We start from the raw sequence: 24,953 nt of genomic DNA, 5'->3' as shown, positions 1-24,953 counted from the left end.
ATGCAACCATCTGAAATGGCTTTGTTTGGCGGCGCGATCGGCGGCCGCCGCCGGCTGGCACGCGGGTTGCTCAGGCATGAGCACGATTGGCCTTAGAGCCTAAGAAAACGTGCACTCGGAGGACGCCATGAAGTTTGAGCGAGCTATCAGCCCCACCCTCGTTGCGGCCGCCGATGAAGCACGCCGTGACGGCCTTGGGATGGGTAGCCGCTTGCGCGCGATCTTCGTCGGCTCGGTCGGAAATCTGGTGGAATGGTATGACTTCTACGCCTATGCCGCGTTTGCGTTGTATTTCGCCAAATCGTTTTTTCCTGAGGGCGACGAGGTCGTGCAGCAGTTGAACGCCGCGCTGCTGTTTGCCGCCGGCTTTCTTGTCCGCCCACTCGGAGGCTGGCTATTCGGCCATTTTGCAGATCATCATGGCCGCCGTAATGCCTTGACCTTGTCGGTCTTGATGATGTGCTTCGGCTCGCTGATCATCGCCGTGACGCCCACCTATGCGTCGATCGGCTTTGCGGCGCCGGTCCTGCTTGGTTTCGCGCGAATCGTGCAGGGAATTAGCCTAGGCGGTGAATATGGCGCCAGCGCAACTTACCTGAGCGAGGTCGCGGACGAAAAGAACCGCGGATTCTATTCCAGCTTCCAATATGTGACGTTGATTGGCGGCCAGCTCTGCGCGATCGTCGTTCTCTTGGTCCTGCAGAAGGTGCTTCTGACGGAGGAGCAGCTTCGTGGATGGGGCTGGCGTATTCCGTTCGTCATCGGCGCGCTGCTGGCCGTCGTGGCCGCCGTCATGCGCCGCAACCTGCACGAAACGGATGTATTCACCCGCGCGAAGTCGGCAAGACAGGGGAGTTCGCTGCGCGCGCTGGGTCAGTTCCGACGCGAAGTCTTGCTTGTTGTTGGACTAACAATGGGGGGGACTGCGGCCTTCTACACCTATACCACCTACATGCAGAAATACCTGAAGCTATCCGTCAAGCTGACCGATGATCAAACGACCATGGTCACGGCCTGTAGCCTGATCTTCGCAATGGTGCTGCAGCCACTCTATGGCGCCCTTTCCGATCGCATCGGACGCAAATGGCTGTTGATCGGGTTCGGACTGGGCGGAACTCTGTTCACGATTCCGCTTCTGAACACGCTGCAGGGAGTCCACGACCCGTTCACCGCATTCCTCCTGATCGCGGCGGCGTGGTTGATCGTATCCGGCTATACCTCGATCAATGCGGTGGTCAAGGCCGAACTGTTCCCAACTGCAATTCGAGCAACGGGCGTAGCGCTGCCATATGCATTGACCGTTTCGATCTTCGGCGGCACGGCAGAGTCGATCGCGCTTTGGTTCAAGTCGATCGGTCACGAAAGCTGGTTCTATTTCTACCTCACCGGCTGCATTGCGACCTCTCTCGTCGTCTATCTCACCATGCGCGACACCCGGCGGCACTCGGCGATCGATCGTGAGCAGAAAGCGCGATGAGCGACGCGTCGCATGAGCGCGCGACGCGCCGCGCAGCCTTCGGCTCAAGCCCGCCGGATCAGCAATCCTCGCGCAGCAGGTATCGATATGGACAGCGAATTCAATCGAGTCGATGTTGCCTACGCCCGAATCAAGGAATTGGTCACACATTACGAGTTGACGTCGGAGTCGAAGATCATTTTGCCAGGCGAGCACCTGCGCATCGAACAGCTTGCTGACTATGTCAGGGCGAGCGCGACACCGGTGAGACAAGCTCTCGAGCGTCTTCATGGCGAGGGGCTGATTGATATCGTTCCGAAGCGAGGCTTCTTCTCGAGGGTCCCGGACGCAGCGGAGCTGCAGGACCTCTATGAGTTTGCTCGGCTGGTGCTCGCGCATAATCTCAGGAAGGCTTTGGAGCCATCGTCGGCCGTACGCTTTGGCCGAAGCGCGATGAGAATGGCGGCGCTTCCGCCCGCGAATTCGGCAAGGAATCGCGCCAAGCATTATGCTGCCGCTATCGAGGGGGTGTTCGAGCAGATCGCGCAGATATCGAGGAACGAGGAGATGCTGCGAATGATAAAAAACTTCAACGACCGCAGCCGGTATATTCGATGCCTCGTCATCTCCCGAGACGCCGATCCGGACTCCGAGCTCCGTGACTGTCTTGATATCGCGGACGGCGTCCGCAGCCAGAACGCCGCGCGCGCGTGCGCACGCCTGGAAGCCCACATGCACCGAACGACTGCAAATTTGCCAGAATTGATACGGGAAGCCAGATCTCGCTGGGCCATTGCCGCCGCTGCAGGCTGAACCATCCCACCTAATGGTCTCGCACTCACGGCGCCCGCGAAGTTCGATGGTCGATCGTTGCCATCGATCGAGCTGGTGGGTCGTTTGCGTTCGTGTGGACTGGCAAACTAGTCTTCAGCTGCAGTCTCGTGCCGACCTAACTCGACGTTTGCGGACGTGTGCAGCCGACCGCAAGGAGCCACTCCTGATAGTTGCGCTCGAACCGTTCACGGTCGGCGAGCAGCGGCCGCGGTTTTCCGCGAGCAAGGTAAGCCCCCGGCGACGGCCGCCTTGCGTCGGAGCTGACGCTTGTTGAAGCCATAGGACTAGTCCTGGAGCCAGTCCTATGGCTAAAGCGGAAGTGGAAGTGATCACGTCGGAGCGGCGACGGCGGCATTGGTCGCGGGCCGATAAGGAGCGTGTCGTTGCTGCAGCGTTAGAACCGGGAGCGACGATCCTGGAGGTGGCGCGAGCGTTCGGGGTGCATTCCAGCCAGGTGTTTCGCTGGCGCCAGCAGCTATGCGGCAAGGAGGCTGCCGCGCCGGGTTTCGCCGCCTTGACGATCGCAGCCGATCCTCACGCGGCGGCAGCTCCAACGCAGGGGCTGATCGAAGTAGAGCTCGGGGCGGAGGCCAAGATCCGGATCAGCGGCGCGGCGGATGTCGCGACGGTGACCGCGGTGATCGCGGCGCTCCAGGCGGTTCGCGATGACGATCCCGATCCCCTCCGGCACCCGGGTCTGGCTTGCGACAGGCCATACCGACATGCGCAAGGGCTTCGACGGTCTGGCGCTCAGTGGAAGGTGATCCAGCATGTACGGGAGAAGTTCTCCTGCCGCGCCTGCGAGGCGATCACGCAGCCGCCGGCGCCGTTCCATCCGATCTCGCGCGGACGCGCGGGACCGCGCCTGTTGGCGCACATCCTGTTCGCCAAATACGGGCTGCACGGCTGCGCGCAAGCCGGGCCCGATCATTGAGGTCGGCTGCTGGGCGCATGCACGGCGCAAGTTCTTTGAGATCGCACGGCTGAAGAAGGCGCCGATCGCGATCGAAGCGATCGCGAAGATCGACGCGCTGTTTGCGATCGAACGCGAGATCAACGGTCTACCGGCCCACGAACGCAAAGCCGTGCGCGACGCACGCAGCTGCCCACTCGTCGACGAGCTCCACGGCTTCCTGCGCGAACGCCGTACCAAGCTGTCCGGCAAGAGCGAGACCGCAAAAGCAATCGACTACAGCTTCAAGCGCTGGGAGGTGTTCACAATACGGCCGAGCGCGAGCTGCGCGCCGTGGCCCTCGGCCGCAAGAATTGGACCTTCGCCGGCTCCGACGAAGGCGGCCGCCGCGCTGCCGCCATCTACACGCTGATCCAGACCGCCAAGCTCAACAACGTCGACCCGCAGGCTTGGCTCGCCGACGTCCTCGCCAAGCTACCCGATCATCCGGCCAGCAAGCTCGCCGATCTGCTTCCCTGGAGCTGGCAGGCCGCCCAGACATCGGCCGCCGCCTGATCGAGCCGCTCCAGACCGTCCAGAGCAGTCGCTCGGCCCGTGGCCTTCACCGGACGCCTACGCAATTCAAGCACATCACTTGGCTTCTGACGACCAAATCCAATCGGGGCGAAGGCGCCTTTGGCGCTGAACGCAAAATACGGTCAGTAGCTGCGGGGGATGTGTCGCGGGCTCTTCCCGACTTCCGAGAGAGCTATTGATTGAGTGGCGCACCCGACACGATTCGAACGTGTGACCTTTGCCTTCGGAGTATTTTAAGTTGTCCTGCGCAAGGAAACGCCAGGACATCCAATGCTACGATATCCTACTCTAACCATTAGTAAATCTCGAATGAGCGTCCGCCGGCTCTATCCTGCGATACGCCCCGGTTTTCCTCCAAGTGCTTACGTGGTGCTTACGCGGGAGACGGGCTTCGGAGGAGAGAAAATCCGTGCCTAAGCTCAGTAAACGCGTTGTCGATGGCGCCGAACCGCAAGACAAGGACTACGTCATCTGGGATGACGATCTGCCTGGCTTTGGTCTGCGCGTCTTCAAATCGGGCAAGCGCAGCTACCTGATTCAATACCGTTCAGCCGGCCGCTCTCGCCGCTACAGTATCGGTGTTCACGGCGTTTGGACGCCGGAGCTTGCTCGTAAGGAAGCCAAGATCCAGTTGGGGCGGGTGGCACAAGGCGACAACCCGGCCGAGGAGCGGCAGCTCGACCACAAGGCGGTCACGGTCAAGGAGCTCTGCGAACTCTACCTCAAAGACTTCGAAGCGGGCCTTATTCTAGGCAAGGGCGGACGCCCGAAGAAGTCGACAACGTTGGTGACGGACACTGGACGCATCAATCGCCACATCATTCCGTTGATTGGCACGCGACGCGTCAAGGATCTCGTCAAAGCAGACGTCAACAAGGTCCTGAAGGACATCATGGCCGGGAAGACCCGTGCCAGCGTCAAGACCAAGAAGCTTCGTGGCAGGGCCAATGTACGTGGCGGCGTCGGCACGGCAACGCGAACCGTCGGTCTCCTCGGGGGCATTCTCACCTACGCGGTCGAGGCTGGGATCATCGAGCACAATCCAGCCCACGGCATTCGCAAGCCGAAGGACAATGTCCGCAATCGTCGGCTTACGGAGGCCGAGTACCGGACGCTGGGCGAGATGCTGGAGGAAGCAGCAAAGGACGAAAAGTACGCCATAACGGTCGACATCATTCGCCAGATAGCGCTGACCGGCTGCCGTCGCAGTGAAATCATCGGCCTGAGGTGGTCGGAAGTGGATACCGAGTCGAGCTGTCTGCGTCTAGCGGACAGCAAGGAGGGTGCCTCAATCCGACCGATTGGGCTTCCTGTGGTGGAATTCATGGACGCCCGAAAACGGAAGAAAGTCGGCTCTTACGTTTTCCCGGGGTACAGAGACGATAACGCATTCGGCAGCTTCCCGAATCACTGGGAACAGTTGTTCAGCAAATCGTCGCTTTCAAATTTCACGCCTCACGTGCTGCGTCACAGTTTTGCTAGCATCGCGAACGACCTCGGCTTCACCGAGGTTACGATCGCAGCGCTGGTTGGTCATTCGAAGGGTTCTGTCACCAGCAAGTACATCCATACACTCGACACCGCGCTCGTCATGGCCGCCGATACGATTTCGGGCTACATTCAGGGACTTCTCGACGGAGTGAAATTCAAGCAAACTGCCTACGCACTCGATCGTGATTCGCGGCAAGCAGCATTAGCTCGCTTCTTAGCCCAAGCTGTTGGTGAGCGGGCCGCCCGGGTCGAGGGTTCGGAGAGCCCTGCTGGCTAGCGTGCCTGCGATCTGCAGATCTGAGGGGCGGACGTCGCAGCGAAAGACCATTCTGCGAATATTCGTCTCAAGGTCAAGGTAAACGAAGTGGGGATTGTAGCTCTCTACCCTCCAAAATTGTTTTCTTTCCAGGTGAATTCCATAGTTATCCGGCACTGCCAGCATTCCAGCGTCTTCAACCGACGTAGTCTTTCAAAGAAGCTTTGCGGTCTTCTACAGAGGAACAAAGGGAGGGACCTCGAGAGACTCGATCGTCGTGGCTTTCTCTCGGATGTTCACCCACTGTTGACGGCGGAAGAACGGGAACGCTTTGACGACGTGGCTGCCGACATTCTAGCGAGTGTTTGACGGTTTCGTCAGCAAGATCCCTGGTAAGGCTTGGGCTTCAACGACGGATCTAATCAAGAAACCCGATTTAACACTCGCCGCGACGGCATCAAATTGTGGCGATCTCCGCGCTACGCGTGGTGTGTGGGTGATCGCTCAATAAGGTCGCTCGCGCGGAGTGACCCGATCAGACGTCTTGCCACTGCTGCCATGCACTACAGCGTTGCTGACGAAGTCGCGTACCGCTCGGTCTGAGTTAGACTGCAGATGTCCGCTCGCTTTACCTTGGGGTAAGTTGAGGAGCTGGTGGCGAACTTAGGCGTCACCACCGGCTATCCCCACGCATCTGAGTTACTGTATCAGATGAGCTCTCTGGGCTGCGATGATGCTGACCAAGATGGCCCCTAAGAGTGCGCCGATAGAAAAAGGTAGGTGTGCGAGCATCTGTTGTTGTACAACATCTGCGAGATTAAGGATTTCGTCGATGCCGCCGCGCAAATAAGCTGCGACGATTGCTCCGTTGGTTGCAGCAAGTGCCACGTTTCTCGCTAGCGGGACGAATGCGGTGCCCCCGAGCAAGATGGCGCCCACGACGGCCCCAGCGACGAGGTCGAAACTGAACAGGTCCATATTTCTTCTCCTAAGTTACGTCTGGCGTTAGGCCACTGCCGAAAGTGCTCGGCTGCGGCACGCGCATTAGGCGCGCGCAACCGTGGCCAGCCGGGTGCTGGAGCGGGTTTCCTAGGTGAGTGTAGAGTGCAGCCGACAGTCAATGGCCGCGCGGTAGCTGCACGGAGTTCGCACGCTATCCGGAGCGGACTGGAGCGCCGCTTGATTGTGCTTCGGAGGAGCTCTGCAAAGTCAGGGCTAGTAATTCGACACAGAGATTTTGACTCTTTGCTTTCTCGCTGCTGCCGCGGAGATTTTGGGATAGGCGTGGCCTAGCTTGGCACGAGCCTGTTCGGTCGTGAACATCCATTTGATCCGTGCTAGCTCGGCGTTCCGACGTTTCTCCCATGCGGCGGTCTCTCTGACGAGGCCGGCGTAACTGTCGATGCGCCGGTCGAGGCACTGGCGGACGAGGACGCCGATCTCGATCGCGACCATGTTGAGCCAACTGACATGCTTTGGGGTGTGATGGAACTCCAGGCGACGCAGCAGCCGACGCGCCTGGTCAGCCGGGAACGCCTGTTAGAGCGCGCCGGCCGTATGGGTGGACAGATTGTCGAGCACCACGCGAATGCGATCGGCCTTGGGATAGTGCACGTCGACGAGTTCGCGCATGCATTGGGCGAAGTCGGTTGCGGCGCGGTGCTCGGTGACCTTCACATTTGCGCCAGGGACGGTTCACGTCGATGAGCACGAACAGATTGGCCGTGCCATTGCGCCGGTACTCGTAATCGTAGCGCTCGATCTGTCCAGGCTTTGCCGGAATCGGTGACTGGGTCCCGGCAATGAGCTGGACCGGACTCTCATCAAAGCAGATCACAGGCTGACGCGGATCGGATGGCTCGGCGTACAGATTGAGCACATCCTCCATGCGCGCGACATACTCCGCGTCGACCTTTGGCACGCACCACATGCACCTGCGCCATGGTTTGAGATCGTTCTCGGCTAGGCGCCCGCCGCACCGTCTCGCGCGACAGGCTCTCGTGGGACGTCAACCTGACCATCTCGTCGGCCAGAAGCTCCAGCGTCCAACGCGCCCGCCCCGCAGGCGGGCTCGAGCAGGCGGTGGCCACCAGCAGCGCTTCCTGCTTCTCGGTGAGCTTGCGTTCCGCACCGGCCCGTGGCTCCTCACTCAGGGCCGCAGTCAGATTGCCTTCGACGAAACGCCGTCGGGTCCGATACCCCGTCGAATGACCGACGCCTACGCTAGTGGCAATGTCGTCGTCGCTCATCCCGGCATCGGCTGCCAGCAGGATCTGCGCCCGCTTGAGCTTGCGGACCGCCTGGCTGCCGCCAGCCAGCAAGAGCTCCAGTTCCGCCCGCTCGGCGCTGCTCATATCGACATGATAGCGTATGTTCATCGCGGCCTCCGTCTTGGAGGCCGAGCTGAATCGGCCGATGAATCAAATGTCTGGCAAAGCCGCCCGGCTTCACTCCCAAGCAGGGCCAATATCTAGCGTTCATCGACGCCTACACCCGCGTCAACCGGCAGCCGCCGGCCGAACGCGACATCCAGCGCTATTTCGGCGTCACGCCGGCGACCGTGCACCAAATGATCCTTACACTTGAGCGCGCCGGCTTCATTCGCAGAACCCCGGGAACCCCACGCAGCATCCAAGTCCTACGCGCACCCGAAGACCTGCCGATCCTGCAGGACCCCGATCACCGGTCAAAACCTCTGTGTCGAGGTACTAGTATACAAATGGCTAGCTGACGATGAATGGAATGATGTCTGTCTTGCGCTGCAGGATGCGATCCATCTTCACGACTGCTCGAGCGTCTATGGGTGAACGAAGCGCGCTGGCGATGATGCCGAGCACTTGCTCGTCAGTGGCTAGCACCGCGCTTTTTCCGGCCTCAGTATCAACTAGATTGAGCACTGCGCTCGCAGTGTTCCGAGAAGCAGCGAATTGTCTCATCGCCGGTATCAAGTCTGGCCTCGATAGTATCTGAAGAGCGCCGGGCGCCTCAACCTGAGCAATAACGACCTGTCCGTGCCGTGTTTCGAAAACCTTGGCGTCGCTGTTTAAAAGGACATCCGTAGCAAGCAAGACTTTCTCGCGTCGGATCTGCCGCATTCCGTCAAGAAGCCGAAGATCAAGAGGTCTAATCCGCGCAAGGGATTCGTTCGCTCGTCGATCTCTGTTGCTGGTCGCCGGCGCGCTAAATTCAAGCGTATTTGATAGAATGGCCGCTTGCAGGAGAACAGCAATTTCAGCTGGCATATTGACACTGCGGCGCTCGAAACGCTCAGCAACCAGCGTGGCGGCAGCACCCACTGCTTCATTCTGGATCTCAGCGTGTGGATAGGTCTCCGGACTGCCGCCGGGGTGGTGATCTATGATCTGCGTTACCAAATGTGCGGGAAAGCCCGCTGGTAGCTGCTTGGGGTGATGGGTATCCACGAGCCAGATGACCTCGACGTTGGACCAGTCCGTCAAGGTAAGTGGTATAGGAAGGTCTAGGGTATCCAACACGAGCCTGGTCTCGCGGTCCAAATTTCCAAGAACTCGGGCCGCCAAAGCCGGATACTCTAAGGCCGCCAAGGCTATGGAGCAAGCCACACCATCTAGATCAGGATTGAAGTACGAAACTATGATCGCATTCATGAGAAGCTCCGAGCAGGGTTACTCTTGCGGCTTTCGACAAAGAGCGATCTGAGGCATCAATTTCGACAACCGCTTCGTCTGGCAATGATCCGATCAACAAGTTGTCCTCGAGCGCCACGGCCGGAATTCCCTTCTCGCGCAAGACGACTGCAAGGTGGGCAAGTATAGAGCCTCTTTCAAAAATGAAGCCAGATACTCCCGGGGCTCCGACGAACGGCAACAAGTCTACTGAGGCGCGCTCTGCTACGATGACGACGTTATCCCCGGTTACGGGAGCCGCCTCGGGTCGATCGTGAAGGTGGCTGTCGAGTGCGCCGATGGCGGAAAGAGTGACGCGGCGGATCCGGCCACGGCACTTTCCTACCGAAAGAACCCCAGAGCGGATTAGTTCTATGTCCAGTGACAACCCAGCTGTGTCGCCCTCAGCGACATCGATCAGGTATGGTCGTAATCCATCCGTCGCCTCTAAAAGCCCAAATTCCAAGGCTGCATCTCCGTACAATTCGAAAAGTGGGTCAAAGGCGGCAGCAATGGTTCTTAGTGCGGTGCCATCAAGTTTTAATTGGTGTTCCGGTGGCGCTTCGGTAACAACGTGGCCATCGATAAAGCGATAGGCCGCCGGTTGCTCCCGCCATACCGTCGAGATCACGTGGCGCTCGTGGTCAAGAACGATCGTCGAAGTTGGAACAACTCCCTTGGGGACGAAGTGCCCCTGTGCAAGCTCGATCAAGTATCCATCATTGGTGCGTCGAATGATGCCAGTCGCGAATGCGTCCCATACCGCTTGGACAATGGCGACTGAAAGCCAGGAAGTCTCCAAACCCGCCTTGAGCACTGACTCCTTTGCGGCAGAAACACCTATAGAACGAGGATAGCGCCTAATAGAATAGCGCCGGCAACCGCGCGTAAAGAAGTCCACATCAGATCCCCGCACGGAAGCGAACTCGCGTACAACTTGGCTCTGGACGCGCTCGGGATGTAGCAGAACTACGCTAACGCCGGCCGGCTCGCCGAGATCGTCATTCGCGGCAAGTGGACTTTGAGGTGGACAAGATGACCATGACTCGACAATGGCGGGTGCCATCAAGACACCTCGCTCGAAAGCCTGCCTTCGGAGTCGAATCTTGGGATGCTGCTTCACGAGATTTGGCAAGCGAGCAAAGCTATCCAAATTATCGAGCGAGAGGTGAATGTCACTTGGCAAGACCACGGGGCGCGCCTGAACCAGCCAGAGTTCGTGGTCTTGGTCGATGGCCCACTCAATGTCGGCTGGAGCTCGATGAAGGTCCGCGATCCGTCGAATAAATTCTGCGATCTGCCTGAGCAAGCCTACCGCAATCGGCCAGCTGCCAACTTGAATCTCGTCCTCTGCACTTATGATAACCGTATTACCCGTCTCATCGCCGGCCACCAATCGATCTGCAAGTCCCTGGGTCCAAACAACGGTAGTTTCATTTCGCGTATATGAAAGGGGATCACAAGAAAATGCAACGCCCGCAATGATGGGAGCGAGAAGCGGCTGCACGATGACAGACATAGCAGGGCCCGATTGCCTTACGCGCGCGATCGCATCGGACAACGCATCGCGATCAAAGGTGCCGAGCAAGCTCAAATAATGCCCCGCCCTGGATTCGCTCTCGGAATCCTCCATCCCCGACGAACTGCGAACCGCAAGAGGCCAGGCGTCGACTGTTCGACTGACGTTGGATCTTAGCCAGGTTACGATGGCATCGAGATCGACAACGCGGTCCGCGCAAGGAACCACGAGAGTGGGAGGCACCCTCACGCGGATAGACATCAGTTCATTTAGGTAGAAGGCCTTGCCGCCTATCAGCTCGCGTTGTAAATGCGTCCTGCCATCGAGTTCGTACATTGTAGCACCTTACATACTAGTTTTAGTGACGATGTCCCTCGTTCGGCTTGCTCGTGTTCTCGGACGCTTGAGCAGCTTCTTAGGAAGAAGGAAGCCAACCCGATCGATCGATATGTAGGGCAACCCCTGGTGGGACGAATTGGCGCCAGGGGCGGTTCTCTTGCATCAGACGGCGGAGCTCCGTTCCCGATGTGACACGTTGAGACATGCTGCGACGCCAGAGAATTTCAACTTTATAGCCGAGGTCTTCGAGGCGGCGGGCTTTCTCCTCGCCCCAAGCATCATAGATCGTGATGAAGACGGTCGTTCGCGTAGCAGTCGGAAGAAAGGCCGTGACTTTTGAGAGGTCAGCGACATCGGCCGGTACAATTGCGAACGAATCCGGCGGCCATCCAGCGTCACGAAGGGACTGATCGACCATTTCGTATCGCAGGAAATACGAGAATGGATTGTTCTCGTTCTTGGAACGATTGGGATCAGCTTGGTGATGAATTAGAGACGAGGTATCAGGGTTGGTTATGCCAACCACCAGGCGATCGCATGAACGCTTTGCGGCCTCCAGGTACTCCATGTGACCGATGTGCAGCGGCTGAAATCGACCGAGAACTAGTCCATAGTGCGTCATAGGACATCTCCGATGGGGACCGCATTTGCCCAGGTTTCATTGAAGAGAAGAAGAAATGCTTCAGCCAGCGGATAGGTGGCCATAGGGTCAAGAACGACGTGAGGCGCCTCCCAGCCGTGGTTGCTTGCGAGATAGGCGTCTGCTGCAAGCCGGTAGGGCGAAAAACTTACCACGTCGTCGTCAATCACAACGATGCGAAAGGACGGTAGGCCGTTATATAGTCGAACCTGTAAGCTGCGGTGTCTTTCGGCCAGGATCTTCATTGGTGCGATTGACTCCGCCGATATGTTGCCTTCGCGCAGTTCGTTCAGTCGCCGAAAGCCGTCTCCATTCGGGTTGATCATGAGAAACCGAACGTCACCCTCATCCTTGTCGAGCCGTGTCAGCAGTTCGTTGAATTTGCTGCGCACCGCGGGTTCAATAACCCACTTGGAGGCGAGAACGCCGGAAAAATAGAGGCGACTTCGCGTGCGGCGGATGCAGGCTAGGGGCGTCAAATGCGAGTCAAGGAGACGCATTTGTGATGCTGTGGTAATTCCCAGCATCGAGCAAAGGGATTGAAGCGTCTGTGCGTTTTTATCCTGCACGGCGACATCATCGTCTTGAGTCGACTCGTTAGGACTCGTTACATTCGAGCGGAAGGGATTCTTGAATTTTCCGTTTCCGATACTCTGTCTGAGGCTACTGAGCGCCTTTGGCGTCCGCCCTTCGTAGTGTTCAACTATGCGTTGCCACGTCGAGTGGAGCTGTGAGTTTTTGCCAGTGGCATGATATGCCAAAAGCAGTAGCTCCCACGTAATATCATCGGCAGCTCGCCGACTCCTGTGCTCTAGCTCTTGGATTGCCTCGTGTATCAATCCCTGCTGCTGTGAACAAAGTTGAGAAATGAGGAGCCGGTCTTCGGCCTTCTTTTTCAACGAGTCAAATCGGGATTCAAGATTGGTTTCGACCGGAAGATGAATCGCTGGGTTCTCGTGCCAGAACGCAAGGACGCGCTTCAGTTTGGGAATATCGAGCCGGGCATTTTCGGAATCGATATTCTGGCCGAGTTGGCCGTCGAACGCGCCGGGCATCGGATCAATGGTATCCCGGAATTCATGGGCGTCCACGTGCCAACCCTTCACCAATGCTCGGTAGCCTGCGGATCGATCATTGTGTATCAGGTCATCGCTACCGATCTTGCGCAATTGTTCACGTAGATCGCGGATTTTTCCGCGAGCAGAATCGATATCGGTATCGCGCAATTGCGCGATCAATTCATTGGAAACCGTACGTCCGTCGTTGAGAATGAGTAGACGAAATAATTCCCTTTGCCGTCCTGTAATCTCTATTTTCTGCCCGTTGCGGACGACCACCGGGTCAGCACGCATGATTTCTATTTTCTGGTCCATTGTCCGATCATGCTCCATCTATGTGCTGGGGCTATGCGAACTGCGTGCGGATTTCGTGCGATTCACCAGGCAGAAGCACACAAATGTCCAACGCTCCAACGAACTCGAGCGGATTGCCATAGCAGCAGGCTGGCCATTAGCCTGAGCTGCAGAGCTTCATGGAGCCATTTGGACCTAGCCGGTGTCTGACGAAACGTTTGGCGGCAGTCCCCACTGACCTAGTATTGAACGTGGCTAAATATCCTTACACACGCATTCCGAGAAAGTTCGACCTCAATACGGAACGCACGCAGTGTCAAGTCTTGCGAAACCGGGATGCAAGTTAAACACCTGAAGTTGTGATGATTTCTAATAGTCATATCTCGTCGCTTCTCGCGCAGGGTGGACCATCTGAATCGGGATTTTTGCCTGATCTGGCGGAATTGGCCACGAACGTCTTGAAAACCGTAAGTCCGCCGGGCGTTGCAGAACATTGGGCTGGGCTGGTACCAGAGATTTACCGTTACAGCGCCCACGCTGTTGGCGAGATCCTTATGGCCGGACGTGTAGGCGCCGGAGTAATCGCTCAGGGCCGTCCCCCTGACGTGTTTGACTCGAAGTGCTATGTCGCGCCAACCGCCGCCGACCGGCGGAAACACGCCGGACCTCTGTTGCAGTACATGGAGACGGTCGACGCGTCGCGCGGCGCCGTCGTCAATCGGATGGTTATCCGTGCAGGAGTTGTCTCAATGTGCCGCCGCAGCCTGTCCCGCCTCGAGACGACTATCGAAATTTGGACTTCGACCTGCAAACGTAGTGGGACGATTGATCAGTCGGATATCGATCGGATAATCGGCGGGCGCGGCGAAACTGGCCGCGCGCTCGACGCGGATAGGCTCACGAACCTTCAATCAGAAAGCTATTGCGGAAATCTCGTATTTGAACGCCAATACTGAGCGACGCGCCGAAAGGGCCACGGAATCTGAAGTGAAGCGCAAGGGTGATCAGAGGCGTGCCGAGTCCGCTTCCCTGCCACTGGTGGGGAACTTCACACATCGAAATTCCGGTCGATCTTCGATGCGAGCTTACGGCTCCCGCAGCATCACTGAGAGTCTGAACAAGGCGGCTAACAAGGGGCTAATGCTGCATCAGCCAGCGGATCGCTCCGAAGGCGTCACCCAGCGTCACCCAGCGTCAGCGGGCGCTCGCCGATCGGTCCGGTGCCGCCGGCCATCGTATCACGCTCGAGGAGTGGACTGCCCAGCAAGGCGGCGCAGGCGACGACCAAGCTCTTTTGAAGGTGGACAAGCTCCTCGGCGAACTTGCTGGCCTTGGGATCGAGCAGAGTCCTTTTTCCGCCCGGATTGCGGCTCTCGAGGCTGAGCCACGCGCCCGGCGGGCACTTAGTGCTGACAGTCTGCTTCTCGATCTCAGCGCTGCGATTAAAGTCGGACACGAGCTAGCGCCTCTAACGGGACCTTGCTGGGGACCATGTCGAGCTGTCGGAGATGAAACCGGCCTAGGCGCGCGCGGCGACAATCAAGGTGAGAACCCAGCGACAATCAGGATGAGAGAGCGCCGGCGGGAGCGGGACGAAGGGAGGGCGTGGCCCGACCGGAGGTCCGCTCTATGGCCGCGGAGGAGCGGCGACGCGCCGTCTTGGACGGGCTCGCGAGCCTCGGCTATGAGGCCTCCGAGGGAATGATGACGGCGTGGGTCGCGGGCGGCCGGGGCGTTCCCCGAAAGCTGGCTACTCCAGGGTATGGGGTCGAGCTTTCAGGTGGATCGCAGGCGGACATCATGCAGGTAAGGGCCGTAGGTATCGGCAATCCGACCGACGCGCGCGATGTAGGACGAGATAAGGATATGGAAACAATCTGGTGTAGCGTCTGGGCGGTTGCAGTCGTTGTCGCGAAAGCCGGAGGAAGCGTTTCCATCGAAAGTGCGCGTCCCCTGGGTCAATTTCCGCTCAAAGTGGTACCTGACCTCGGCGTCGCTGCAACCGATAGTGACAGCCCAATCACTCACCATAGAGCTCGTACGGGTCGTGCCGCCGACTTTGATCGCATCTTTGGCCACTTGACTTCCTATCAGGCTACAAGACGAGCAGCGCATCCTTGGAGGCCTTTCGATCGCTTTCTCCGATCGGAGGCGAATATTTCCAAAGTTGCTCGGTCTGAACTTAGAGACTACCGCTCCCCTAGGCACAGCTGAGTGGTAGTCGATGCGGAAATGGAAGAGCGTCAGGGATGAACTCGGGGTTTCGGATACACTGGCGCAGGAAGGGTTCGCGATCGGAATTAAGGGCGGACGAAGAAACGATGCGTGAGCGACAGTCTCTACGCCGTGCCGCCGGTTAAAGGACGGGCCGTAGGGGTCACCTGGCTCTTGGAGACCCGCCCTCGGGACGCCACCCAAGAGGATCTGCGATCCAGCGGTTGACATCGGATTCACGCCAGCCCGAGCCGTTGCTGCTGATTTTGAGCTGGGCCGGGAAGGTGCCCTCCGCGATCTTGCGGTAGATGGTAGATCGGGACAGACCAGTCCTGGTGAGGACGGTCTTTAGCCGAATGATACGGTCTGGTTCGCGCATGGCCGCGCTGCCTCTTGCTGGCTGTTGTTGAGGGCTTATGAGACCAGAGAGGCCTAGCGGCTGCGGACGGACAAGAGGATCTCGCAAGTTGCTAGGTATAGCGTAGAGCCGGCGGCAAACGAGATGATTCAAATTCCTAGGCCCCGGCCCCTGCCGAGGTCGATGCCATGGGCGAAAGCCAATTCATGACCGAGCCTGCGGCCTGATTCGAACGCGATACCGAGTTCCCGCTTGCGGTTGGCGAGGATAGATTCCAGTTGCGGATCGCGTTCGAGGCTCTTGGCCATGTCGCCCATTACCGAGCGGTTGGCCTTGTAGCCAGACCAGTCGCCCGCCTGGTACAGGCGATGGCTGGCCTGGTCGAGCTTCCGCCATCGCTCGACGAAGTGGTCGGCGCGACGACCCGGATCGCTTCGGAGTTCGGTTTCGAGCTGGAGCGCGCGGATGGCGCGATTGACCCGGCCGTCCGCCGCGTCGCGGGCGAACTCCGGGTTCTTCTTGTAGGCGGCCTCGGCATCGCGCGAGCCAAACGGACGCACCTCTTCGAAGGCTTGGCGGGCCTTCTGCAGCTCTTTCACCTGCTCGGGACTGGCCCTGCCACCCGTCTCCTGTGCCTTGAAGATCGCGTCCACGGCGCGGGCATGGCGCACGAGCGCCCGGGTCCGGCCGCGACGCGCTTCCACTTCGGGATCTTGCGCCACGTTCCTTGCCGGCATTTCGGCTCCGCGGCGGCCGGCGGCTGTAGCGCTGTTTTCCCTTTCCGGCGATCCCTGCTCGGGTCTTCGCCCGCTATCCCGGCCGGGCACGTCTCCAAGGACGCGCAGGCCGTCGAACATGTCGCGCAGCTTCACGTCCACGACCTTGCGCACGATCTCGGCCACGCGCTCTCGGAGCGTGATGCCACGCCGCTCGGCGTAGCTCTGGACCGGATTGGGGCGGTTGTAGTCCGAGGCCATATCCTTGGCGCGATCGCGCGACAGGGCACGGACAAGCCGGTCCTGACGGGCAAAATCATCGTGGCCATAGTGCAGCTCCACCCAATCGCGGTGCCGCGACAGGGCGACATAGCTGCTATGGGCGTCCATCCCGGGCGTCGCCAGCACATGGGCGCGGTCAACCGTCATGCCCTGCGCCTTGTGGATCGTCGCGGCATAGCCATGATCGATCCGGTCGTAATCCTTGAGTTCGAAGCGCACAGACCGACCATCGTCGACCTGTACGGTCATGGATTGCGCGCTGACCTGTTCGACCGTCCCGAGCGTGCCGTTCTTCACGCCAAGGCCGCGCTCGTTCTGCAGGAACATGACGCGGTCCCCGCTCGCGAAGATTCGCGCACCGCGCTCGACTGTTACACCCACCTCGTCGCCCAGATCGCCGGCAGCCCGCATCCGTTCCCGCGCCGCCTCGTTGAGGATGCGGACTTCGTCGTTGGTGTGGGTGAGTATGATTCGGCTCCGGTCCGGTGACGCCTGCCGGTCGCGGTCCCAGCGCTCGATCAGATCGCCGCGCGCCTGCTCGCGGGTCTGGGCCTCGTGCACCATGCCGTGAGCGCGGTAGACTTCGAGCGCATGGCCCACTTTGCCGGTCGCTAGATCGTGTGTGGCGTCGCGCTGCCAGTCCTCCCGTTGACGGCGTACTTCACCGATCTCAGCGCCGCCGTGACGCTCATGGATGGAGCGGAACGCTGCGCCTGCCTCGATGGCCTGCAATTGTTGCGGATCGCCGACCAGCACCACCTTTGCGCCAGCCTCGGCAGCATGGGACAGCACGCGCTCGAGCTGGCGCGTGCCGACCATGCCGGCCTCATCGATCACCAGCACATCGCTCGACCTGAGCAGATCACGGCCTTGTTCCCAGCCATGCTCCAGGCTGGCGATTGTGCGCGACGCAATGCCCGATCCGCTCTTGAGGTTTTCTGCGGCAATGCCGGACAGCGCGACGCCCTGGACATCGAAGCCGGCTGCTTCCCACGCCTCCCGCGCTACCCCCAGCATCGCGCTCTTTCCCGTCCCGGCATGGCCGACCACGACGCTGAGATCACGTCCGTTCGTGATGAGTGCCAGCGCGTCTGCCTGCTCGCCTGAAAGCACCAGGCCGCGCGATCCCCCTCGCGCCAAAGCGGCTCGGCGGTTCACGTCGCGAACCTGATGGCGCTCTCGTTCCGCCATCCGTTCAGCAGCCCGGTACAGGCGCTGTTCGGCCGCGATCATTCCGCGGGTGGTGAATCGATCCTCGCCGCGGCCGTCCCTGCCGAGTTCGACCAGATCCGGCGCTCGCTGCATCGCGCTCATGACCTGGTTGAACTGGTCGAGGCCGTCACTGTGCCGGTGCGCAAACCTTGTTAGGTCGCGGCGTGTGAAGGTCGATTGCTGCTGGGTGATGGCGTCCAGTCCAAGCGAGGGATCGGCGATAATTCGCGCGCCATTGTTCCGTGCGATCTCGCGGTGCATCTCAGCGCGGTCGGCTTCCATCCGTTCGCCATCAATCCCCCCAACCTCGATGCGTTTGGCGGGGGCGCCGATCTGGCTTTGCGGCTCCAGTGCTATGCCCTGGGCCTCCAGACTCCGATGGTCGACCCGCGCATCGATGTCGAGCTCGGCCAGCCGTTCATTGGCGAGCTCGGCCCAGCGTTCGCGCCAGCGCTCGACCATCTCGGCGCGGTTCCAGTCCCGCACCTTCCGGCCAAAGCCGTTCTCGTCGACCGCGCGCATCGTCAGCATGACATGGGCATGAGGTTTGGCCAGTCCGTCCTCGGCCCTGTCCCAATGCACATTGAGATCGGCGATCATGCCGAGGCCGACGAACTCGCCCCGAACGAAGTCGCGGGCGAGCTCGATGCCCTGCGCCTGACTCATCTCGCGCGGAAGGGCGAGCTCGACCTCGCGGGCAAGCTGGGCATCCTTCCGGAGTTCGCAGGCCTCGACATCGTTCCAAAGCCGCTCGCGATCGGCCCAGGCCTCCGGCGCGTACTCTGGCAGCAACACCTCGGAATGGACGACGCCGCGCTTGCCGGAAAAGTCCTGATCACGGCCAAGCCGTTCGTCGCGCAGCCGCGACGCTGAGCGGTAGGCCGCCGAAGCCACCGCGCTGCTCCCGGCCTTGCGGCCAATGACCTTGACGTGAAGATGATAGATCGCCATCGCGACCGGATCATCTACACGGCGAAGCGAACGTCGGAACGACGTATAAGCGCGCCCTCCCTCGAAAAAATCTCAGGAGGGACCGCACCGTCTCAGCCCATCCTGGCAACCCTACAGCATTGCGTCGGATGCTCGACTATCATTTTTCCATTCACACCGACGGAGACGACGATGCGCAAACCACGGGACTTTGATACCGAACTCAAGGCGCTTGGGGACAAGGCGCGTGACCTCAAGAGCCGTAAAGTGCAGCAGCTCGGTGAACTGGTCATCGCCACCGGGGCAGATGGCCTCAGCGTCGATGAACTGGCGGGCGGCCTGATCGTGCTGACTGAGACGAAAGATGCCGGAAAGAAGGAGGCTTGGGCCAGGCGCGGGGCCATGTTTTTTCAGGGACGAGCGCGGCGAAATGCACCGGCAACTGTCCGCGACACGGACGGCCCTCTGGCGCAACCGGGCAGCGCGCAACCGGCATCAGTCCGCAAGGGCGCGGCATGACATGCGCACGTGGCAGGTCGAGCGCCGCAAGCGGACGCGGCAACTCATCGAACTCGGCGGGCTCGTCGTCAAAGCCGGCATAGTGGACCTGACCGGCGATGATCGGGCCACCGTCCTCGGCGCGTTGCTTTGGATGGCCGACAAGCTCAGAGGCAGTCATGGCGAACGGGCGCGAGCGCTGTGGGCCGCAAAGGGGAAGCAGGCGTTCGAGGCCGACCCGGCAACATACAAGGAGACAGATCGAAGTGTTCCAGCAGTTCGTCGCTGACGCGCCACAAATCGCATATCAGCTGAGCGACTGCACGCCCGGAGCGACACTGGATAATGCGACTGGTGCGGGAAGCGGCGGCGGCCGAATTCACGATGCGCCAAACTCATCTGCGAATGCGATCGCAGCAGAAGGAATCCGCTCTTGCCGTCGATCCGCTTTGGCGTTGCTCTGTCCGGCGCAGGCTCGCGAAGCCGAGATCAATAATTCCGGAACAAATGTCGAACACTGTTTCACGCCAGCCTAAAAGCAACCGTCGGAGGGTGCCGATAGACAGGCAAGATTGCCGTCAAGTTGATCAACCACTATAGGGATTTGGTGCTCAAGGTGTTTGCGGTGTGATGCTCGAGCTCGCCCTGACATTCAATCGCAGCCTCGATCGTCTGCCGGCCGCCGAGCAGGCGGCAGCGAAGCAGGTTGCGTTCGACTACCTGGCCGATGCGACACGGCCCGGTCTTTCGCTGCACCGGATTGACCGGGCGCGCGACAAGCGATTTTGGACGGTTCGGGTCAACCGCGATCTCAGGATCGTTGTTTTCAAGGACGGCGGTCGGTCAATATTCTGCTACGTCGGGCATCATGACGATGCCTATGCGTGGGCGGAGCGACGCAAGTTCGAGGTGCACGCGACCACCGGCGCCGCGCAGATCGTCGAGATCGCGGAGATTGTCCGCGAGGAGATCCGGGTCGTCACGCGAGAAGTACCACGTCCAGGCATTCTTGCGAACGAGGATCCGGCCTACCTGCTGAGTCTTGGGGTTCCTGCAAGCTATCTCGATCTCCTGCGCGGTGTCGACGATGACGGCTTCCTCGATCTGCTGCCTCGCTTGCCGGAGGAGGCTCGCGAGGCGCTCTGGGCGCTGGCAACGGGACAACGGCCAGCTGCCCGTCCGGCCGACCTTAGTATCGCTGATCCGTTCTCCCATCCCGATGCGCAGCGCCGTTTTTGGGTGGCGACTGACGAGGAGGCACTTGCGCAGGCGCTGGAAAAGCCTTGGGCCGAATGGCTGGTGTTTCTCCACCCGTCGCAGCGGGCAGCGGTCGTCCGGAATTTCAATGGACCGGCACGCGTATGCGGTGCCGCCGGCACCGGCAAGAGCGTCGTGGCAATGCATCGTGCCGCGAATCTTGCCCATCAGTCGCAAGGCGGCCGCATCCTGCTAACGACCTTCTCAAAGGTGCTGGCCTCGCGGCTGTCGGAGGGCATGGACACATTGCTCGGTCCTGCTTCCAGCGCGCGCGCTCGGGTCGATGTCGCCCACCTTCACGCCTACGCGCATGGGCATGCGTCACGCTTCGGAAAACTGACCATCGCGGATGACCGCACGATCGATCAGTTGATCGCCGAGTCTCGCGGCAATCTAGACGCCGCGTTCGACGACCCATTTCTCCGTGCCGAATGGGATACGGTGATCGACTTCTGGGGCATTTCGTCGTTTGAGGGCTATCGCGACATACCACGCATAGGGCGTGGTATGGCGCTGTCGTCACGGATCCGGAGGCGACTATGGGACGTGTTCGCCGGCGTGATTGGCGGCTTGGCAGCCCGTAACTTGCACACATTCGGCCAGGTTTGCGACCGCTTGCGGGAGCGCATCGATGCCGCGGGTACGCGGCCATTTCAGCATGTGGTCGTCGACGAGGCACAGGATCTCGGGCCGCGTGAGTTGCGGCTCATTGCGGCGCTCGCGACGCCGGGCCCACGGGCACTGTTCTTCGCCGGAGATGTCGGGCAGCGCATTTTTCGGTGGCCGTTCTCTTGGTTTGCGGCTGGTGTCGACGTCCGCGGCCGTGCGCAGCGTCTCAAAGTCAATTACCGAACCAGCGCCGAAATCCACCGCTTCTCGAATGGTCTTCTGCCGGCGCACGTGACTGAGGTAGACGACGTAGCGGAGGAACGCGAGACGCTGTCTTTGTTGCGCGGTCCGGACCCGGAAATCAGGAGCGCGGCAGATCTTTCCGGCGAGATCGAAATTTTGGCAACTTGGCTCGCGGCGGCCCGCGAGCGAGGCATCGCTCCAGCCGAGATCGCGATATTCGCCCGCACCCGGAAAGCGCTGGAGGAGCGTGCTAGACCGGCACTCGCCCGCGTCGGCCTGAACTGCGCCTGGCTGTCGGTGGATCAGGAGATTGAGGGGGGAACCGTAACGCTGGCCACGCTTCATTCTGCGAAAGGGCTCGAGTTTCGAGCGGTAGCCGTCGTGTCGTGCAACGACGCGCAACTGCCCTTGCACCAGGCGCTTGACGCGGCGAAGGAGCCAGAGGCGAAACGGCTAATCGAAGAACGCGAGCTGAGCCTTCTCTATGTCGGTTGCACGCGGGCGCGCGACCAACTGCTCGTCTCGTGGTCAGACGAGCCCTCACGCTTCATCCGCCACGTTACAAAGTAGCCATCGCTGCAGCGCCGCGTTTCCACCCACTGGGGTGCGTCTACGACCCCGGAACCGCTCCGCCGAACAAAGTCTCGACGTCGCCTTGGCTCGTTGGCGGTGCCAGCATATGCCGTGAAAGCTGGCGCTTCTTCTCGATGAGGCGATCAAGCGCCTCGTCGAACGATCCCCCCGGAAAGTCGGGATGGACCGCCATAGGCAGATGGATCGTGACAGCCTTTGTCTGGCCGATGCGATAGACACGATCATTGCATTGATCTTCGACGGCCGGATTCCACCACCGGCTTAGGTGGATCACGTGGTTGGCGGAGACGATGTTCAGACCGACGCCGGCTGCCTTCGGTGAGAGTACGAGCAAACCGAAACCGTCCCGCGATAGCTCGAAAGCATCGACGATTGCCAAACGCTTTTCGCCAGGTGTTCCACCGTTAATGATCGCTGGCCTACGTTCGAGGTCGAATAACCTTGCGGCGCCCTTCGAGACGACCTCCTGCATGGCGATATCTTCGATGAATACCAGCGCCTTCTCGCGTCTTTGCGCAATTTCTCGCAAGATCTGCATCGTGGTCGACAATCGGGCCGACTGGCGAGCGAACGCTTCGAATCGCAGCCTCTCGGACGTGTCGGCGCCGGCAGGATCGTGCGGGTGCAAGGAGATTCCGCGCATCTCGTGCAGAATACGAAGCATGAATCCGGGCGCCCGTTTGTCGCCCTTATGCGCTTCAGCGATCAGCTCGCGATAGGCCTGCGCCTGTTCCGGAGGCATCGGGGTGGCGTATTTCTGTTCGCGCTTGTTGGGCAAGCCGTCTAGAATGTCGACTTTCATCCTCCGCTTCATCACCGCGGGAGCCCCGTCAATTGGCGTGTCGAGCGCCTTCTTGAGCTCGGTCAGCTTGTCGGGCGCATCTTCACGGTACGTCCTCGAAAAGGTCTTGAGGTCATCAAGGTAGCCCGGAACAAGGCGGTCGAAGATGCACCACAGGTCTTCCATCCGGTTCTCGATCGGTGTTCCAGTCAATCCCAAGACAAAGTCGGCGTTGAGTGTTCTCGCTGCCTTGGTGTTGAGCGTGTCCGGCGCCTTTACCTTCTGCATTTCATCGAACACGACGACGGCATAGGGTATTCTCGCAAACGCGCGCTCGTGATCGGTCAGCGTCTCGTAGGTTGTCAATATCCAATCCGAGCCGCGCAGCTTCGCCACATCGAGTGTCTCCCCCGGCTCGTCGCGATGCGAAGGGTCGAGCTTGATCTTTCGCAGCGCATGGCCGTACGCGTCGATCCGCTGGCCGAGGCCAACGACCGACAGGCGCTCGGCACATTCCCTTTCCCAGTTCTTGAGAAGTGCCGTGGGCGCGACCACGAGTAAAGGCCCGTCGGCCACCGACCCGATGCCGCGTCGTCTCGCGTTCCGAGAATTGCTCTTGATCCACGCTAGGAAGGCGAGTGTCTGATAAGTCTTGCCCAGGCCCATATCATCCGCGAGGAGCACACCAGGCCAACCCGCCCGCCAAGCACTCACCAGCCAGCGGAAACCCTCGTGTTGGTGAAGTTTTAGCGGTGTTTGACCCATACGATCCGTCGGCGGAGTTGGTTCAATCAGCGCTTCGCGGCGCCTCAAGGCTAGAAAATAGTCCTTGCCATCGAAATTGGTCTTCTTGATCACCAGTACGAGCCGCTCCGCTGGCTTGGAGTCGGCCTTGGCCGAACCGACTTTGACGTGATCCGTTGCGGTCGCGGTCCGTCGTCGCTCGTCCTCCAGGACTTTCGGGGCTGCGTCCAGGGGGATGGGGATGCCGCGTATGACGACGTGTGGATCGCCCCTTGCCTCCGCCGCTTCCACCTCGTCTTCGAGTTTCTTGAGCTCATCGACGCTGAGCGGCGGCGGATCGACCGGCGATCCGTCGGCGACCCAGCCGGCTTCGGGTAGCCATTGATTTGGTGCCCGCGTGAGCCATGGCAGGTACGGCCGCTGCCAAATGCCCAGACTATCGACGCGGTCGGAATAGTTCTTTGTGTCGATGAAAAGGATGGCCGTCGAAGTTTCGTCGGTGTCCGACCCGAGAGCTTCGCAGAGGACTGCACGCGGATTGCGTAGGAACGCAAGGCGCTCTTCCTGAGGGCCACTCCGTTTGGCTTTTACGACGTCGAGCGCGCGTTTCAACGCGGCATCGATTAGAACGTAACGGTTTTTTCCCAGCACATAGGCGTCCTTCGTAGCACCTGATTTTCTGATTGCCTGCTCGAGGAAAGCTCGATGGTCTTCGGAGGAGAGCAAAGCGTCGCTGAGGGGATCACGCAGCTCGGAGCCAGTGTAGGATTCCCCCGACGGATTGAGGCGATCGCGCAAGTCGTCGGCCGGCGCCTCGTCGAGCAGTGAGGCCGGCTTTTGGCGGCTCATAAGGATCGGCGTGAAGTCGATGCCCTCCTCGACCTGCTGAATATCCAACGCGAACGAGCCAGCCTGATATAGCGTGAACGTGCCGAGGTAGCCGTCGCGCTGTACCTCGGTGTCGGTAGCCGCGGCTAAGGCCGTTTGCATCGGCATCCAGCCGGCCACGCGCTCGTCAATTGGGCGCCCCTTCGTTCGGTTATATGCTTCGGCAGCCTCCGCAACACGGTATAGCGGAGCGGAAAGACGAGCCGCCTGCTCGCCCCATCGTAAGAGGACTCCCGTTCGTTCCGGTCGTAGCTGCCGGCCGGATCTGTCCGTCCAGCGTAGATGAATGCGCCCCTCGGGGCTTTCGATCCGTCCGTCCAACGCGACAGCAAGGCCGAGGGGAACGAGCGGGGGAAGGCCGATGCCATCGGCGATCTCAGGGCTGAGCGTCGCAGCCACCACCGATGGCAGCAGCACCTCAGTGTCCGTAGCCGTGGCCGCGCCGTCTTCAACTAGGTCTTTGACATTTCTGAGCACGCGGCGATCGTTCGCAATATCGTCCCAGTCAGCGTAGCGAATTGGTGATTTCTTGCCGAAAATCGACGCGTGCACCAGCGAGACGTGAATGCCGTTCAGATCGATCCGGCTGCGAAAGCGGGCCGCCATG

Annotated in this window: 17 protein-coding genes and 3 pseudogenes; 10 read left to right on the top strand and 10 right to left on the bottom strand. The window is 60.2% G+C overall.

The annotated features are described in order from the left end of the window. Window positions 1–199 precede the first annotated feature (199 nt). From QW868_RS08075 to QW868_RS08055, 5 genes and pseudogenes are all read left to right on the top strand, one after another. Window positions 200–1,477 carry an MFS transporter gene (locus QW868_RS08075; RefSeq protein WP_316161359.1) on the top strand — a complete coding sequence of 426 codons (1,278 nt, stop codon included), beginning with the start codon at window positions 200–202 and terminating at the stop codon, window positions 1,475–1,477. Window positions 1,478–1,489: 12 nt separating this feature from the next. Further along, on the top strand, window positions 1,490–2,269 hold the full coding sequence (locus QW868_RS08070) for a GntR family transcriptional regulator (RefSeq protein ID WP_315797241.1): 780 nt from the start codon (window positions 1,490–1,492) through the stop codon (window positions 2,267–2,269). 325 nt (window positions 2,270–2,594) lie between these two features. Further along, window positions 2,595–2,930 (top strand): annotated as a pseudogene (tnpA, locus tag QW868_RS33525) (IS66-like element accessory protein TnpA); the annotation flags it as partial. A gap of 111 nt (window positions 2,931–3,041) precedes the next feature. Next, window positions 3,042–3,758: pseudogene (locus tag QW868_RS08060) on the top strand (transposase); the annotation flags it as partial. A 430-nt stretch (window positions 3,759–4,188) separates the two neighbouring features. Continuing rightward, entirely contained in the window at window positions 4,189–5,547 is a 1,359-nt protein-coding gene (locus QW868_RS08055) for a tyrosine-type recombinase/integrase (RefSeq protein WP_315715088.1), read from the top strand. A gap of 678 nt (window positions 5,548–6,225) precedes the next feature. Here QW868_RS08055 and QW868_RS08050 read toward each other — a convergent pair. Both QW868_RS08050 and QW868_RS08045 read right to left on the bottom strand, forming a co-directional pair. Then, entirely contained in the window at window positions 6,226–6,504 is a 279-nt protein-coding gene (locus QW868_RS08050) for a hypothetical protein (RefSeq protein ID WP_315715089.1), read from the bottom strand. Window positions 6,505–6,741: 237 nt separating this feature from the next. Next, window positions 6,742–7,904, bottom strand: a pseudogene (locus tag QW868_RS08045) (IS630 family transposase). A 41-nt stretch (window positions 7,905–7,945) separates the two neighbouring features. Between QW868_RS08045 and QW868_RS08040 the strand changes: the two are divergent. After that, window positions 7,946–8,257: a LexA family protein gene (locus QW868_RS08040; RefSeq protein ID WP_316230325.1), complete on the top strand. Its 312-nt coding sequence runs from the start codon at window positions 7,946–7,948 to the stop codon at window positions 8,255–8,257. Here QW868_RS08040 and QW868_RS08035 read toward each other — a convergent pair. The 4 genes from QW868_RS08035 to QW868_RS08020 form a co-directional block, all read right to left on the bottom strand. After that, window positions 8,250–9,152, bottom strand: coding sequence for a DHH family phosphoesterase (locus QW868_RS08035; RefSeq protein ID WP_315715090.1), 903 nt, complete (start codon window positions 9,150–9,152; stop codon window positions 8,250–8,252). The two genes, QW868_RS08040 and QW868_RS08035, sit on opposite strands and share 8 nt — an antisense overlap. Beyond that, on the bottom strand, window positions 9,118–11,025 hold the full coding sequence (locus tag QW868_RS08030; protein ID WP_315715091.1) for a PEP-utilizing enzyme: 1,908 nt from the start codon (window positions 11,023–11,025) through the stop codon (window positions 9,118–9,120). The genes QW868_RS08035 and QW868_RS08030 overlap by 35 nt, the downstream gene beginning before the upstream one ends. Before the next feature lie 79 nt (window positions 11,026–11,104). After that, the gene (locus QW868_RS08025) at window positions 11,105–11,650 is read right to left on the bottom strand and encodes an adenylyltransferase/cytidyltransferase family protein (protein ID WP_315715092.1); all 546 of its coding nucleotides are present in this window, start codon (window positions 11,648–11,650) and stop codon (window positions 11,105–11,107) included. Continuing rightward, the gene (locus tag QW868_RS08020; RefSeq protein ID WP_315768075.1) at window positions 11,647–13,041 is read right to left on the bottom strand and encodes a hypothetical protein; all 1,395 of its coding nucleotides are present in this window, start codon (window positions 13,039–13,041) and stop codon (window positions 11,647–11,649) included. The genes QW868_RS08025 and QW868_RS08020 overlap by 4 nt, the downstream gene beginning before the upstream one ends. A gap of 341 nt (window positions 13,042–13,382) precedes the next feature. Here QW868_RS08020 and QW868_RS08015 point away from each other — a divergent pair, with 341 nt between their 5' ends. After that, window positions 13,383–13,976 (top strand): hypothetical protein, encoded by a 594-nt coding sequence (locus QW868_RS08015; protein WP_315715094.1) that lies wholly within the window; start codon window positions 13,383–13,385, stop codon window positions 13,974–13,976. A 218-nt stretch (window positions 13,977–14,194) separates the two neighbouring features. On the opposite strand, the gene QW868_RS08010 is transcribed toward QW868_RS08015, so the two are convergent. From QW868_RS08010 to traA, 3 genes are all read right to left on the bottom strand, one after another. Continuing rightward, window positions 14,195–14,476, bottom strand: coding sequence for a hypothetical protein (locus QW868_RS08010; RefSeq protein ID WP_315715095.1), 282 nt, complete (start codon window positions 14,474–14,476; stop codon window positions 14,195–14,197). A gap of 921 nt (window positions 14,477–15,397) precedes the next feature. After that, on the bottom strand, window positions 15,398–15,613 hold the full coding sequence (locus tag QW868_RS08005; protein ID WP_315715096.1) for a helix-turn-helix transcriptional regulator: 216 nt from the start codon (window positions 15,611–15,613) through the stop codon (window positions 15,398–15,400). 128 nt (window positions 15,614–15,741) lie between these two features. Beyond that, entirely contained in the window at window positions 15,742–18,753 is a 3,012-nt protein-coding gene (gene traA / locus QW868_RS08000; RefSeq protein ID WP_315715097.1) for a Ti-type conjugative transfer relaxase TraA, read from the bottom strand. A 171-nt stretch (window positions 18,754–18,924) separates the two neighbouring features. On the opposite strand from traA, the gene QW868_RS07995 reads away from it, so the two are divergent. The 3 genes from QW868_RS07995 (at window position 18,925) to QW868_RS07985 (ending at window position 21,909) form a co-directional block, all read left to right on the top strand. Continuing rightward, on the top strand, window positions 18,925–19,251 hold the full coding sequence (locus QW868_RS07995; RefSeq protein WP_315715098.1) for a conjugal transfer protein TraD: 327 nt from the start codon (window positions 18,925–18,927) through the stop codon (window positions 19,249–19,251). Window position 19,252: 1 nt separating this feature from the next. After that, window positions 19,253–19,519, top strand: a complete 267-nt coding sequence (locus tag QW868_RS07990) for a conjugal transfer protein TraD (RefSeq protein WP_315715099.1) — start codon at window positions 19,253–19,255, stop codon at window positions 19,517–19,519. A 341-nt stretch (window positions 19,520–19,860) separates the two neighbouring features. Beyond that, entirely contained in the window at window positions 19,861–21,909 is a 2,049-nt protein-coding gene (locus QW868_RS07985; RefSeq protein WP_315768071.1) for a 3'-5' exonuclease, read from the top strand. A gap of 40 nt (window positions 21,910–21,949) precedes the next feature. Here QW868_RS07985 and QW868_RS07980 read toward each other — a convergent pair whose 3' ends face one another. Further along, window positions 21,950–24,952 (bottom strand): DEAD/DEAH box helicase, encoded by a 3,003-nt coding sequence (locus QW868_RS07980; protein ID WP_315715101.1) that lies wholly within the window; start codon window positions 24,950–24,952, stop codon window positions 21,950–21,952. Window position 24,953: the final 1 nt, after the last annotated feature.

The organism is Bradyrhizobium sp. SZCCHNR1051 (genome assembly GCF_032489615.1).
Taxonomy (GTDB): domain Bacteria; phylum Pseudomonadota; class Alphaproteobacteria; order Rhizobiales; family Xanthobacteraceae; genus Bradyrhizobium.
This window is presented reverse-complemented; position numbering and strand designations above follow the sequence as displayed.